The following is a 13,287-nucleotide window of genomic DNA, read 5'->3' as shown; positions in this document are numbered from 1 at the left end:
TTACCTGGATCATGCGCCCAGGCTGCGGGAACAGTTTGCGTTATAACTATACTCAGGAAGCTTCAAAAGTGCCGGCGATTGTACACCCGCCAATCAGCTATTCTCGCAAAAATGTAGGAGAATAGCTTGACTAATGTAGTAGGCTATTCAGCATTTCCCGTATCCTGTTATTTCCCTACCAAATCCTTACTAAAATCGGCCATCCACCATGAAAATTGCCATACTCGATGATTACCAGGATGCCGTGCGCGGCCTCGATTGCTTCAAATTGCTCGATGGCCACGAGGTCAAAGTGTTCAGCAATACGGCGCGGGGCCTGGGTCAGCTGGCCATCCGCCTGGCGCCGTTCGACGCGCTGGTGCTGATCCGCGAACGCAGCAGTTTCAACCGCGCCTTGCTGTCGAAACTGCCGAATTTGAAACTGATTTCGCAAACGGGCAAGGTCAGCGGCCACATCGATGTGGCGGCCGCCACGGAACTGGGCATCGCCATCGCGGAAGGTATCGGCTCGCCCACGGCGCCGGCCGAACTGACGTGGGCGCTGATCATGGCGGCGCAGCGCAAGATCGTGCCATACGCGCAACATTTACAGGAAGGGCTGTGGCAAACGTCCTCCATCGAGCCGGCGCGCAACACGCTCGGCACGGTATTGAAAGGGCGCACCCTGGCGATCTGGGGCTACGGCAAGATCGGTCAATTGATCGCCGGCTATGGCCGCGCCTTTGGCATGACCATTCTCGTGTGGGGCAGCGAAGCGAGCCGCGCGGCCGCCGTGGCCGCTGGCGACACGGTGGCGACATCGCGCGCAGCGTTCTTTGAACAAGCCGACGTATTGAGCTTGCACCTGCGCCTGTCCGAGACGACGCGCGGCCTGGTCACAAGCGAGGATCTGGCGCGCATGAAGCCGACGTCCCTGTTCGTCAACACCAGCCGCGCCGAGCTGGTGGCCGAGGGTGCGCTGGAAGCGGCGCTGCAGCAGGGGCGCCCGGGCGCCGCCGCGCTTGACGTGTTTACGGACGAGCCGCTGCCCCCAGGCGCGCCATTGCTGCTGCTGCCGAACGTGCTGGCCACGCCACACCTGGGCTACGTCGAGCGTGACAGCTATGAACTGTATTTCCGCTACGCCTTGCAAAACATCGTCGATTTTACGCAGGGTCAATGCACGCGTCTGCTCAATCCCGAGGTCTTGCAGCATGCGCGGCAAGCCCCTCAGGAGCGCTGAAACCCCTTGAGAAGGTCAGGCTCACCCGTGATGCGGATGGCGGGCGCGGCCAGCGCGTGCCGGCCGCGCCACAGGCCGGCCCAGCCGGGCGGCCAGGCGATGTCCGGCCCGGCATACGGCGCCACGCCGGCGCGCACGGCCACGACCGGCACGGGCGGCATGTCCTGCAAGGGCTCGCCGGGGGTGCGCTGCATGTCCAGGCTGTACATGTAATTGGGCAACAAGGCGTCGCAGACGCGGCCAAACCACGCGCTATGGTCGTCGTCGCGCCCCAGCGCCTGCGCCAGGCCTTGCGGATCGAAACGGGCCAGGGCATCGATCAACTCGCCGGTGGTGGCACCGGGCGTATCGCCCCAGCCCATCACGGGGTTGACGTTGTAATCGGCGCCCGAACCGTACCAGCCTTCGCGCCAGGGCCGCTGCATCCAGTCGCGCGGCCCCGTAAACAAATGCCAGCGCCAGTGCAGGCCGGACGGCTTGGGCCAGGAATACAGATACAGTTTTTGATAGCCGGCCTGGTGCAGCTCGCGCACCATGGCCATCAGACGCGCATGCGGCATGCGGTCGGGCGGCGCGCGGCGAAACAAAATCGCTTCGCCATCGGCAAACTGCACGTCGTCGGTCGACAGGTTCAGGTCCAGGGTGCGCGCTTCGCTGCCGAAACGGGCGGCGATCCAGCCCGTCAGCAGATTCACGGACGTGATGACGCCATAGCCGCGGTGGCGGTGAAAAATGACGGTGCCGGGAGCGAGCGCTTTCATACGGAGTCGGAGTGGCAGGCAAACAAAGAAACCAGTGTACTCACAGATGGCCAAATTTTCCAGATGCGATCCGCAACGGCCCGCAACGGGCCCGCCATTCACGCAAGGCACACAATCCACGCTATCATGCGCGTCATTCTCCACTGACATCGTGACCACATCATGACTTTGCGCATACTCGCCACCGGCGGCACTTTCGACAAACACTACAACGAATTGAACGGTACCCTGGGCTTTTCCGACAGTCATTTGCCGGCAGCGATTGCCCGCGCACGCATGACGGCACCCGTCGCATTGGAGCAACTGCCCCTGCTCGATTCGCTCGACATGCAGGATGCGGACCGCCAGCGCGTGCTGGCCTCGTGCCGCGCAGCACAGGAGAAAGCCATCGTCATCATCCACGGCACCGACACCATGCGCGAAACGGCGCAAGTGCTGGGCGCGGCGAACCTGCAGCAAACGGTGATTTTGACGGGCGCCATGATTCCCTACGAAATCGACAACTCCGATGCCCTGTTCAACCTGGGCTTTGCCTGCGGCGTGGCGCAAACCTTGCCAGCCGGCGTGTACGTGGCCATGAATGGCCAGATCTTCGCCTGGGACAATGTGCAAAAGAACCGCGCCGCCGGCGTGTTCCAGCCCTTGTAAGCCGATGCCAGGACAGGGCTAACAGCACAGACGAAAAAAAGGAGCCGAAGCTCCTTTTTCGTACCGATATGACTGCGTTTATGCAGTCGCTTCGCCGCCCAATGCTTCGACCACGTCGGCCATCAGCTTGGAGAGCTCGCCCGTCATCAGCATCAGGTCGCCGTCGAAACGCTCGTCGTCGTTCTTCGTGCTCGATTCCGTTTCCTTGATCACGTCCAGCGGCTTGACGCTCTTGATGGCCAGGGACTCCGTCAGCACGAACGAGATCTTGTCGTTCCACGTCATGGCCAGGCGCGTGCACTGCTTGCCGGCCGCGATGTGGCGGCGCACGTCGTCCGCTTCCAGCGTGTGGCGCACGTAGCGCACGGTGGCCTTGCTTTCGCCCGTGGCGCGCAATTCCGTGTCCATGTCGACCGTGAAGCCGGCAGGCGCATCGTCGGCCTGCAGCCATTCCGTCATCACCGCCACGGGCGAGCGCTGCACGCGCAAGCTTTCCAGCGGCAGTTTATCCACGGCTTTCAGCAACAGCTTGATGACTTCATCAGCTTTGGCCGGGCTGGCCGCATCGACCACCAGCCAACCATTGACGGGGTCGATCCAGGTCCAGACATTGCTACGGATGCTGAAGGCGCGCGGCAGCAACTCGTCGGCCACGCGCTCCTTCAATTCTTTCATGGCTTTTTTACCCGGCGCAAAGCCTTGCGCTTCTTCCATCTCGGCAGCGCGGGCCTTGGCCACCTGGTTGATGACGGTGGCTGGCAGCAGTTTCTTTTCCGTGCCCAGCAAGATCAGCATCTGCTTGTTGACCACATGCACCAGACCGCCATTCGGGCGTGGCGTATCCCAGCCCTGGCGCATCAGATCCATGCTGGTCGCCGGCGTAAATTTGTTCGAGGACAAGGCCTCTTCCAGTTGTTCTGGCGTATAAGCCCATGGTGCGGGCAGGCGGTAAATCTGAAGATTCTTGAACCACATAGTTTTTGTCTTCCGTTTGTTTCAGTAGTGCCAGGGGAACGCCATTCTACACTTTCGACGTGAAAATGCCGTCAAAAGCGCGGTCCGGCGCGGTATGTATCTTGCAGGAAACGCCGCTAGAGCCTGGGAAACAGCTCCGCCTGGGCTGGCGCCTGCCGCGTCACGATGGCCGGATCGGACAAGGTCGAGATGCGCACGCCCAGCAGGCGGATTTTCTTGTCAAAGGGCACGCGCCGCAGACAATCGCGGCTGGCGCGCAGGATGGCGGCGGCGTCCGCCGTGGCGCTGGGCAAGGTGATGTCGCGCGTAACGGTGCTGAAATCCTCGAAGCGCAGCTTGATGCCCACCGTGCGCCCCGCCAGCGATTGTTTATCCAGGTCGCCCGCCACGCGCGTGCACAGGCTTTCCAGCTTTTCCGACAGGGTGGCGCGGTCGCGCACCACCTGCAAGTCGCGCTCGAACGTCGTCTCGCGGCTGACGGACTTGGTTTCCCGGCTCGTCTGCACGGGCCGCTCGTCGATGCCCAGCGCCGCCTGGCGCAGCCAGCCCGTGTACAGGTCGCCGAACTGCGTGCGCAGCATGGTGAGATCGGCCCGCGCCAGCTCGCCGATGGTCACTATGCCCAGCGCTTCCAGCTTGGCCGTCGCCTTCGGGCCGATGCCGTTGATCTTTTTTGCCGGCAAGGGCCAGACCCTGGTTTCGATATCCTCGGGCGACAAAATGGTCAAGCCATCGGGCTTTTCCAGGTCGGAACAGATTTTTGCCAGCAATTTGTTGGGCGCCAGGCCGACCGAGCACGACAGGCCCGTCGCCTCGAACACGGCCGCCTTCAGGCGCGCCGCCATGGCCGGCGCCTGCTCGCCGTATTCCGTCAGGTCGACATAGATTTCATCGATGCCCACGTTCTGGATGATGGGACACAACTGGGCCACGGCTTGCTTGAAGCGGGCGGAGTATTCACGGTAGGCCTCGAAGTCGGCGGGCAACAGGATGCTGTCGGGCGCCAATTTCGCCGCCTTCATGATGCCCATGGCGGAAAACACGCCAAACTTGCGCGCCGCATAGGTGGAAGTGGTGACGACGCCGCGCCCCACGTAGTCGCGCATGCGCGCAAACTGCCGCGTGCCATCTTCCAGCAGCATGGGTTGCTGCAGGCGCCCGCCGCCAATGACGACGGCTTCGCCGCGCAATTCGGGATATTTCAGCAGTTCCACGGAGGCAAAGAAGGCATCCATGTCCAGGTGGGCTATCCAGCGGCGGGCGGGTGGCTCGGGAAGTGGGCAGGCAGATGTGGTCAAGGACACCTCGCGGCAGGATACTGTAGTTATATACAGTATCGCTGGAAATGCCCGTGGATGCAAGTTGAAACGCACGCATTGGTGGTGCCTGGCAGTTGCTTTTCTCAATGGCAAGATTACAATCCTGACACAACTATTCAAAGGAGTCGCCTTGTCCATTACCCATCACGCTGCGCGCCGCCGGTCCGCCTGGTCATCCATCCTGCCGGCCCTGCTGTTGTCCACCCTGGCGCCATCCGCGCTGGCCGACACCACCACCACCGTTGCCACGCCCACCGCGCCGGTCGCCGCCAAGACAGCCTGGCAGGAAACGCGCCACGGCACGCTCGTCACGGACGACTACCGCTGGCTGCAAAAGAAGACCGATCCTGCCGTGATCGACTACCTGAATGCGGAAAACGCCTACACGGCGGCCGTCACGGCCCCCATCCAGCCGCTGGCCGACAAGGTGACTGCGGAGATCAAGGGCCGCATGCAGGAAGTGGACCTGTCCGTGCCTGCGCGCCAGGGTAACTTTTACTATTACACGCGCACGGAAGCGGGCAAGCAATACCCGCTGCATTGCCGCCGCCCTGTCGGCGCACATGGCGCCTACGATGCGCAGGCAGCTGAGGAAATCCTGCTGGACCAGAATCAATTGGCTGAAGGCCACAAATTCTTTGCCGTGCGTGCGTTTGCCATCAGCCCGAATGAGCAATTGCTGGCCTACACCACCGACACGACGGGTTTCCGCCAGTACGAACTGCATGTCAAGGATTTGAAGACGGGCAAGTTGCTGGGCGACACCATGCCTAGAGTCACGTCCTTGGCCTGGGCGGCGGACAATGCCACGCTGATGCTGACGCAGGAAGACGCCACCACCAAGCGCGCGGACCGCTTGTTCCGCCTGGCCCTGGGCGGCACGCCGCAGCAGGTCTACCACGAGCCAGTGGAACAATTCGCCATCGGCGTGAGCCGCACGCGCGATCATCGCTACTTTATGCTCACCGCGCGCAGCACGGATACGAGCGAAGTGCTGCTGCTGCCAACGAGCAAGCCGGAAGGCAGCTTCCAGTCCGTGCTGAAACGCGAAAAAGGCCACCGCTACGGCATCGAACACCGCGACGGCCAGCTGTATATTCTGACCAACAAGGACGCGAAGAATTTCCGCGTCGTCAGCGCGCCAGTCACTGCCCCGCAGCAAAAGAACTGGAAACCCGTCGTGCCGCACAACAAGGACGCCGTGATCCAGTCCATCGACGTGTTCCAGGGCTACCTGGTGGTGATGGAAAAGGCGCGCGCCCTGAACCGCGCGCGCATCTTTGATTTTGCGCATAAAAACTGGAAGACGGTGCAGTTCGACGACCCCGTCTACCTGGCCACGGCGGCCGGCACGCCCGAATTTTCCGCCACGCAATTTCGCATGTCCTACCAGTCGCCCGTCACGCCGCCCACCGTCATCGACGTCAGCATGCAGGATGGCAAGCGCACGGTGCTGAAACAGCAGGAAATCGTCGGCGGCTTTGACGGCAGCCGCTACACCACGCAGCGCCTGTGGGTGACCGCGCGCGATGGCGTGCAAGTGCCGCTGTGGATCGTCTACAAGAAAGGCGTCAAGCTCGACGGTTCCGCGCCGCTGCTGCTGTACTCGTATGGCTCGTATGGCATTTCCACGGAAGCCAGTTTTGCCATCAGCCGCATCAGCCTGCTGGAGCGGGGCGTCATCTATGCCCAGGCGCATATCCGCGGCGGCACGGACATGGGCGAGGCGTGGCATGAAGACGGCATGCTGATGAAGAAGAAAAACACCTTCAATGACTTCATCGACAGCGCCGACTACCTGGTGCGCGAAAAATGGACCAGCCCGAACCGCCTGATCATCCAGGGCGGCAGCGCCGGCGGCTTGCTGATGGGCGCCGTCGTCAACATGCGTCCCGAACTGTTCCACGCCGTGCACGCGGCCGTACCGTTCGTCGACGTGATGAACACCATGATGGATGCCAGCCTGCCCCTGACGACGGGCGAATACCTGGAATGGGGCGACCCGAACCAGAAGGCGGCCTACGACTACATGCTCAGCTACTCGCCCTACGACAACATTGCGCGCAAGAATTATCCCGCCATGCTGGTGACGACGGGCCTGAACGACAGCCAGGTCATGTACTGGGAACCGGCCAAGTATGTGGCCAAGCTGCGCGCGTATAAAACTGACGGCAATCCCCTGCTGCTGAAAACGAATATGGGCGCCGGCCACGGCGGTGCGTCGGGCCGCTATAACGCGATTGCCGAGAATGCATTCAATATGGCGTGGATGCTGTCGCAGTGGGGCATTACAGAGTAAAGTGAAAAAAGCGCTTGCAGAAGGATTTTAGCCATCCTATAATAGCGCCTCTTCCAGACGTGGTGACAAACGTCGGGATGGTTTTCTGAGACAAGCAACGGGTGCTTAGCTCAGTTGGTAGAGCGGCGCCCTTACAAGGCGTAGGTCGGGAGTTCGAGCCTCTCAGCACCCACCAAATCAGAAAACTGTCCAGTGCTTCATGGATCAGCAATACAGATCATACGAGCTTGGAGTGGTAGTTCAGTTGGTTAGAATACCGGCCTGTCACGTCGGGGGTCGCGGGTTCGAGTCCCGTCCGCTCCGCCAATAAAAGAAAAGCCCTTTGGTTCTCTGAACCGAAGGGCTTTTCCCATTTCAGCAGCCAAAAACACGCCATTACTCCCTTGCTTGAATATTTTTGCGCTTTTCAGCAAAAAAACTGCTTTTCCCCCTCAAGAATAGTTGCACAAGCACGAAAGCGCCCCCTATAATAGTGCCTCTTCCAGACGTGGTGACAAACGTCGGGATAGTTTTCTGGGTATGCGGGTGCTTAGCTCAGTTGGTAGAGCGGCGCCCTTACAAGGCGTAGGTCGGGAGTTCGAGCCTCTCAGCACCCACCACCAATACAGAAAATTATCCAGTGCTTCATGGATCAGCAACACAGATCATACGAGCTTGGAGTGGTAGTTCAGTTGGTTAGAATACCGGCCTGTCACGTCGGGGGTCGCGGGTTCGAGTCCCGTCCGCTCCGCCAATAAAAGAAAAGCCCTTTGGTTCTCTGAACCGAAGGGCTTTTCCCATTCTGGGGTCAGATCCTCAACACCGCCAACGTCAAGCTCAACGCTAACTTGTCCGGGTGGGGGCTGACCCCGGCTGTTAGAATCAGTGCTCCTCCTGACTCTGCCGCTCCTGCCTGATGCGCCTGCCACACAGTCTTTCCCCCTACCTCGTCCTGCGCTTGCGCCTGGCCCGTCATGCTTTGCTGCAATTTGCCGCCAGCCTGGCCAGTTCCATGGAAATCCTCGTGTTCCTGGCCGGTCCTGTCTTGCTGGGTTTACTCAGCGTCATCGCCCTGCCCGGCTTTCTCGCCGTCACCCTGCCCTGGCCCGCCGCCCTGGGCGTGGTCGGCGCGCAAGTCCTGCTGACCTGCCTGCCCGCCTGGCTGCTGCGCAAGCGCCTGTTGCCGGCAAATACCGCCGCCTGGCTGCGCCAGCTGCCCTTGCCGACGCGTGTGCGCTGGCAAGCCGATATCGCCGTGGCCGGTGTGCTGATGCTGCCGCTGGGCCTCGCCTATGCCGTCTCGACCAGCATCTGGCTGCTGCAGTCGCCGCCCTGGTTGCGCCCGGTTGTCGTGCCCGGCATGGCCGCCACCATCGCCGCCTGGCTGCTGGCCTGGCTGCTGACGACACTCATCGTGGCGCAGCGCCTGCGCGCCCCGCGCCCCGCACACAGGGCGCGCCCGCCCACGATGACGGCCTATGTGCCGCAGCCTCCCCGCTGGCGCACTGTGTTCCTGTGGCGCCAGTTGTTCTGGCTGCCATTCTGGCGCAATGACAATGTGATTGGCATCCAGCAAAGCGTGCTGCTGGTCACGGCTGGCGCCAGCATGCTGGCCTGGCTGCTGCGCGCACCGCTCGTGCCCGCCCCACTGCTGGGTTTGCTGGCCAGCGCCAGCCTGATCATTGTGACGGACCGCGGCGACAAGGCCGTGCGCGAGCAGATCGCCGTGCTGCGTCCATCGCTGAACGCCTGGCCCCTGGCCAGCACGGGCTTGACGCGCCTGGCTTGCGCCGCCAGTCTGCTGCCGCCGTTTGCCGTGTTGCTGGCGGGCGCGGTCTTGCTGTACGCCATCAATCCCGCCGCCTTGCAGCAGCGCGTGACCACGGTCTACGCCCTCACGGCCAGCGTGGCCCTGCTGGCCATCGTCGGCCTGCCCCGCCTCACGGCGCGCGGGCGTGTCGTCCTCGTCGTTTTCTCTATCCTTGCCTTGAGCGCCATCGGAAGCGAATTATGGAATTGAATGCCTCTTCTCCCGTGCTGCACATCGAGCACCTCGATTTTCACTTCCCCACGCACAGCGTCTTCCAGGGCTGCAATCTGCAATTCGGCCCCGGCATCAACTGGCTGCGCGGTGCGAACGGGGCCGGCAAGACAACCTTGCTGAAACTGGCGGGCGGCGCCATGCTGCCCGCGCGCGGCACCATCCGCCTCGATGACGTCGACAGCGTCCGCATGCCGCTGGCCTACCGTGCGCACGCTTTCTATTGCGGCGGCGACGCGCCCGCCCTGCCCTGGCTGCAAGTGCATGAATTTCTCGACCTGCACCTGGCCCTGTACCCGGGCAGTGACCAGTCGCTGCTGAGCGACGAGTTGAGCGCGTTTGCCCTGACATCCACCTTGCAGCAAAGCATCACCGCCCTCTCGCTGGGCCAGCACAAAAAACTGCAACTGGCCCTGGCCCTGGCCTTGCCCGTGCGTCTGCTGCTGATCGATGAACCGTTCAATGGCCTCGACGCATCCGCCATGGCGTACTTGCGCCAGCGCCTGTCCGACCCGGCCCGCCTGGCGCGCCAGTGCATCGTGCTGACCAGCCACCTGGCGCCAGACGTGCCGCTGGCGGCGACGGTGGAAATATAGACAGGAAATACAGCTTTGCAAATCGGCCAAGAAACGCTTACGATGCCGTGCTGCAAAAACCGGCGATCCCGGTGCAGCGACGACGACAACACGGCACGGTTATTCACTGCGCCGGGCTTATTCCTGGAGATGACTATGTTGAACACCCAGCGCAGCGCCGTGGCGATTTTGTGCGCCGCCCTTGCCGCCTTTGCCACCTCGGCCATTGCCGCCGGTCCCACGGGCACGCCCGCCGACTATGGCAGCAGCGCCCCGCACGCCGCCGCCCAGCGCAGCATCGAGCTGCAGCCCGACACCCGCCACATCAACGTCACGCGCGGCGAAACCGTCACCATCGCGCGCGCCGGCCAGCGTTTTACCTGGCACGTGCAAACTTTTAACCATCAAACGAAATTCGCCCTGAGCGAGATCGCGCCGCAGGACATGCCCGTCGATGGTATTGAGGTGTATGTGGCCGCCAACCCGCTGTACACGGGCAGCTAAGTTTCCTCTACGCATAAAAAAACCGGAAGGGCCTCGCGGCCGTTCCGGTTTTTCTTGATACGGCGAATAGTTACGCCGTCAGTGCTTCCTTGACTGCGGACTCTTCGACCACTTCCTCGTCGTCCGAGCGGATCAGGTGGTCAAAGGCGGACAGGGCAGCCTTGGCGCCTTCGCCGGTGGCGATGATGATCTGCTTGTACGGCACCGTGGTGACGTCGCCGGCCGCAAACACGCCGGGGATCGAGGTCTGGCCGCGGGCATCGACTTCGATTTCACCGTGGCGCGACAACGCTACTGTGCCTTTCAGCCACTCCGTGTTCGGCACCAGGCCGATTTGCACGAAGACGCCTTCCAGCTCGACCTTTTTCGACTCGCCGCTGACCCGGTCCGTGTAGCTCAGGCCATTGACGATCTTGCCGTCGCCGTGGATCTCGGTGGTTTGCGCCGAGGTGATCACGGTCACGTTAGGCAGGCTGTGCAGCTTGCGTTGCAGCACCGCATCGGCACGCAGTTCCGCGCCGAACTCGATCAGGGTCACGTGCTTTACCAGGCCGGCCAGGTCGATCGCCGCTTCCACACCCGAGTTGCCGCCGCCGATCACGGCCACGCGCTTACCCTTGAACAAGGGGCCATCGCAGTGCGGGCAGTAGGCGACACCGTGGTTGCGGTATTCCTTCTCGCCCGGCACGTTGATTTCGCGCCAGCGGGCACCGGTGGCCAGGATGACGGTCTTGGCTTTCAGGATGGCGCCATTCGCCGTTTCAATCTCGATCAGCTTGCCTGGCGTCAGCTTGCTGGCACGCTGGGTGTTCATGATGTCGACGTCATAGGTCTTGACGTGCTGTTCCAGCGCCATGGCAAACTTCGGACCATCGGTTTCCTTGACGGAAATAAAATTCTCGATGGCCATGGTGTCGAGGGTCTGGCCGCCGAAACGCTCGGCCAGCACGCCCGTCTTGATGCCTTTGCGGGCCGCGTAAATGGCCGCTGCCGCGCCGGCAGGACCACCGCCGACGATCAGTACATCAAACACATCTTTTTTCGACAACGCTGCCGCCTGGCGGGCGCCGGCGTTGGTGTCGAGCTTGGCGAGGATTTCCTCGACATTCGTGCGTCCCTGGCCAAAATGCTGGCCATTCAGGAACATCATCGGCACGGCCATGATCTGGCGCTCTTCCACTTCTTGCGGGAACACGCCGCCATCGATGGTGGTGACCTTGATGCGCGGGTTGATCACCGCCATGGCATTCAATGCCTGCACCACTTCCGGGCAGTTATGGCAGGAGAGAGAAATAAACGTTTCAAACTCGTAATCGCCGTCGAGGTTGCGGATCTGCTCGATCACGGCGTCGTCGAACTTGATGGTGTGGCCGCCCACTTGCAGCAGTGCCAGCACCAGCGAGGTAAATTCGTGGCCCAGCGGCACACCGGCGAAACGCACGCCGATGTCGGAGCCGGTACGGTTGATACTGAACGACGGCACCCGTACGCCAGCGTCAAGGCGCTCGACCAGCGTGATCTTGTCGCTCAACAGGACTATCTCCTGGAGCAATTCCTTCATCTCGCGGGCTTTTGCGCTGTCATCGAGAGAAGCGACCAGCTCAAGCGGATACACCACTTTTTCCAGGTAGGATTTCAGTTGGGTTTTGAGGGTTGCATCTAACATGATTTTTTCTTCCTTTACAAATATTTAGGCGTATGCCGGGCCGGACGCCCGGTCCGGCATCGCGGTAACTACTTGTTTGCTACGTGGTGCATCGAAACTTAGATCTTGCCAACCAGGTCCAGCGATGGGGTCAGCGTTGCGGCGCCTTCCGTCCATTTGGCTGGGCACACTTCGCCTGGGTGAGCGGCAACGTATTGCGCTGCCTTGACTTTGCGCAACAGTTCCGATGCGTCACGGCCGATGCCGTTGTCATGCACTTCCAGCACTTTGATGAAGCCGTCTGGATTGATGACGAAGGTACCGCGCAGTGCCATGCCTTCTTCTTCGATCATGACTTCGAAATTGCGCGACAGGGTACCGGTCGGGTCGCCGATCAGTGCGTATTGCACTTTCTTAATCGCGTCCGAGGTATCGTGCCATGCTTTGTGCGCGAAATGCGAGTCGGTCGAGATGCCGTAGACATCGACGCCCAGCTTTTGGAATTCGGCGTGGTGATCGGCCAGGTCTTCCAGTTCGGTTGGGCAAACGAAGGTGAAGTCGGCTGGGTAGAACACGAATACCGACCACTTGCCTTTCAGCGACGCTTCCGTCAGGTCGACGAATTTGCCATTGTGGAATGCGGTTGCCTTGAATGGTTTAACTTGGGTATTGATGAGCGACATAATCATTTCCTCTCGTGTGGTGAATCAGTAAGACTCTAGTGTAAGGGGTTTTAACCCATATGCAAAATTGATTGTCACAATAGTTTCAATTAGTTTTAGCTATCGCGACGCCATGGGAACTCCATGATAGGCAGTTCCCACGGGATTGGATAGCGGTGACAGTGGATACCCCTGCCGCCGCCAGGTGTTTAGTTCTTGAGTTCTTCCGGCACCTTGCCGCCGTTTTCCGCCAGCTTGATCATCACCTGGCGGTGCAGCCAGATGTTCATGCTGGCCGAATCATTGGTATCGCCCGTGAAGTGCAGCTCTTGCGCCAGTTCCTTGCGCGAAGCCAGGCTGCTATCGAGTTGAAGCAATTTCATCAGGTCGACGATGGACGTGCGCCAATTGAGTGTTTCCGCGTTCTTGCTGGCCAGGCCGACCAGCACCACTTCCACGTCCACCACCGGCACGACAACCGCTGGTGCAGCGGCGGCTGCCGGTGCCGCCGCTGGCGCGTCGGTAGCGGCCGCTGGCGTGGCTGCCGGAGCGGCGTCGGACGCATGGTGGAAGATTTTGTTATAGATATTGCTGAAAATGCCCATGAGGTCACCTCGAGTTGAGTGAATGGAAGAAGGTTTGCCTGCGCGCCCGGTT

At 61.3% G+C, this 13,287-nt stretch carries 12 protein-coding genes and 4 tRNA genes; 10 read left to right on the top strand and 6 right to left on the bottom strand.

Annotated features, from left to right (window positions below):
* Window positions 1-208: 208 nt before the first annotated feature.
* Window positions 209-1,222: a D-2-hydroxyacid dehydrogenase family protein gene (locus CLU93_RS12725; RefSeq protein WP_099761630.1), complete on the top strand. Its 1,014-nt coding sequence runs from the start codon at window positions 209-211 to the stop codon at window positions 1,220-1,222.
* Here CLU93_RS12725 and CLU93_RS12720 read toward each other — a convergent pair.
* The gene (locus tag CLU93_RS12720; protein WP_099761627.1) at window positions 1,210-1,983 is read right to left on the bottom strand and encodes an L-asparaginase; all 774 of its coding nucleotides are present in this window, start codon (window positions 1,981-1,983) and stop codon (window positions 1,210-1,212) included. The two genes, CLU93_RS12725 and CLU93_RS12720, sit on opposite strands and share 13 nt — an antisense overlap.
* A 162-nt stretch (window positions 1,984-2,145) precedes the next feature.
* Here CLU93_RS12720 and CLU93_RS12715 point away from each other — a divergent pair, with 162 nt between their 5' ends.
* Window positions 2,146-2,631: an asparaginase domain-containing protein gene (locus CLU93_RS12715; RefSeq protein WP_034781194.1), complete on the top strand. Its 486-nt coding sequence runs from the start codon at window positions 2,146-2,148 to the stop codon at window positions 2,629-2,631.
* 78 nt (window positions 2,632-2,709) lie between these two features.
* Here the strand turns inward: CLU93_RS12715 and CLU93_RS12710 are convergent, their stop codons facing one another.
* Both CLU93_RS12710 and dinB read right to left on the bottom strand, forming a co-directional pair.
* Window positions 2,710-3,606: a recombination-associated protein RdgC gene (locus CLU93_RS12710; RefSeq protein ID WP_099761624.1), complete on the bottom strand. Its 897-nt coding sequence runs from the start codon at window positions 3,604-3,606 to the stop codon at window positions 2,710-2,712.
* 116 nt (window positions 3,607-3,722) lie between these two features.
* On the bottom strand, window positions 3,723-4,904 hold the full coding sequence (gene dinB, locus CLU93_RS12705; RefSeq protein ID WP_257224948.1) for a DNA polymerase IV: 1,182 nt from the start codon (window positions 4,902-4,904) through the stop codon (window positions 3,723-3,725).
* Between the two features lie 151 nt (window positions 4,905-5,055).
* Here dinB and CLU93_RS12700 point away from each other — a divergent pair, with 151 nt between their 5' ends.
* The 8 genes from CLU93_RS12700 to CLU93_RS12665 all read left to right on the top strand — a co-directional run bounded on the left by CLU93_RS12700 (window position 5,056) and on the right by CLU93_RS12665 (window position 10,323).
* Window positions 5,056-7,224 (top strand): S9 family peptidase, encoded by a 2,169-nt coding sequence (locus tag CLU93_RS12700; RefSeq protein ID WP_099761619.1) that lies wholly within the window; start codon window positions 5,056-5,058, stop codon window positions 7,222-7,224.
* 99 nt (window positions 7,225-7,323) lie between these two features.
* Window positions 7,324-7,399: transfer RNA gene (locus tag CLU93_RS12695), tRNA-Val, on the top strand.
* Window positions 7,400-7,453: 54 nt separating this feature from the next.
* Window positions 7,454-7,530, top strand: a tRNA-Asp gene (locus CLU93_RS12690).
* Between the two features lie 217 nt (window positions 7,531-7,747).
* Window positions 7,748-7,823: transfer RNA gene (locus tag CLU93_RS12685), tRNA-Val, on the top strand.
* A 57-nt stretch (window positions 7,824-7,880) separates the two neighbouring features.
* Window positions 7,881-7,957 (top strand) — tRNA-Asp (locus CLU93_RS12680).
* A 162-nt stretch (window positions 7,958-8,119) separates the two neighbouring features.
* Window positions 8,120-9,223, top strand: coding sequence for a hypothetical protein (locus tag CLU93_RS12675; RefSeq protein WP_257224947.1), 1,104 nt, complete (start codon window positions 8,120-8,122; stop codon window positions 9,221-9,223).
* Window positions 9,214-9,840 (top strand): ABC transporter ATP-binding protein, encoded by a 627-nt coding sequence (locus CLU93_RS12670; protein WP_099761617.1) that lies wholly within the window; start codon window positions 9,214-9,216, stop codon window positions 9,838-9,840. Before CLU93_RS12675 ends, CLU93_RS12670 begins: the two co-directional genes overlap by 10 nt.
* 135 nt (window positions 9,841-9,975) lie before the next feature.
* Window positions 9,976-10,323 carry a CzcE family metal-binding protein gene (locus CLU93_RS12665; protein ID WP_180287847.1) on the top strand — a complete coding sequence of 116 codons (348 nt, stop codon included), beginning with the start codon at window positions 9,976-9,978 and terminating at the stop codon, window positions 10,321-10,323.
* Window positions 10,324-10,393: 70 nt separating this feature from the next.
* On the opposite strand, the gene ahpF is transcribed toward CLU93_RS12665, so the two are convergent.
* From ahpF to CLU93_RS12650, 3 genes are all read right to left on the bottom strand, one after another.
* A complete protein-coding gene (gene ahpF / locus CLU93_RS12660; protein ID WP_099761612.1) occupies window positions 10,394-11,989 on the bottom strand; it encodes an alkyl hydroperoxide reductase subunit F in 1,596 nt (531 codons plus the stop codon).
* A 98-nt stretch (window positions 11,990-12,087) separates the two neighbouring features.
* Window positions 12,088-12,651, bottom strand: a complete 564-nt coding sequence (gene ahpC, locus CLU93_RS12655; protein WP_034780873.1) for an alkyl hydroperoxide reductase subunit C — start codon at window positions 12,649-12,651, stop codon at window positions 12,088-12,090.
* Between the two features lie 188 nt (window positions 12,652-12,839).
* A complete protein-coding gene (locus CLU93_RS12650) occupies window positions 12,840-13,235 on the bottom strand; it encodes a DUF3597 domain-containing protein (protein WP_099761610.1) in 396 nt (131 codons plus the stop codon).
* Window positions 13,236-13,287: the final 52 nt, after the last annotated feature.

It is taken from the genome of Janthinobacterium sp. 35, from assembly GCF_002754575.1.
Lineage (GTDB): Bacteria > Pseudomonadota > Gammaproteobacteria > Burkholderiales > Burkholderiaceae_D > Janthinobacterium > Janthinobacterium tructae.
The sequence above is the reverse complement of the archived record's forward strand: the minus strand, read 5'-3'. Positions and strand labels throughout refer to the sequence as shown.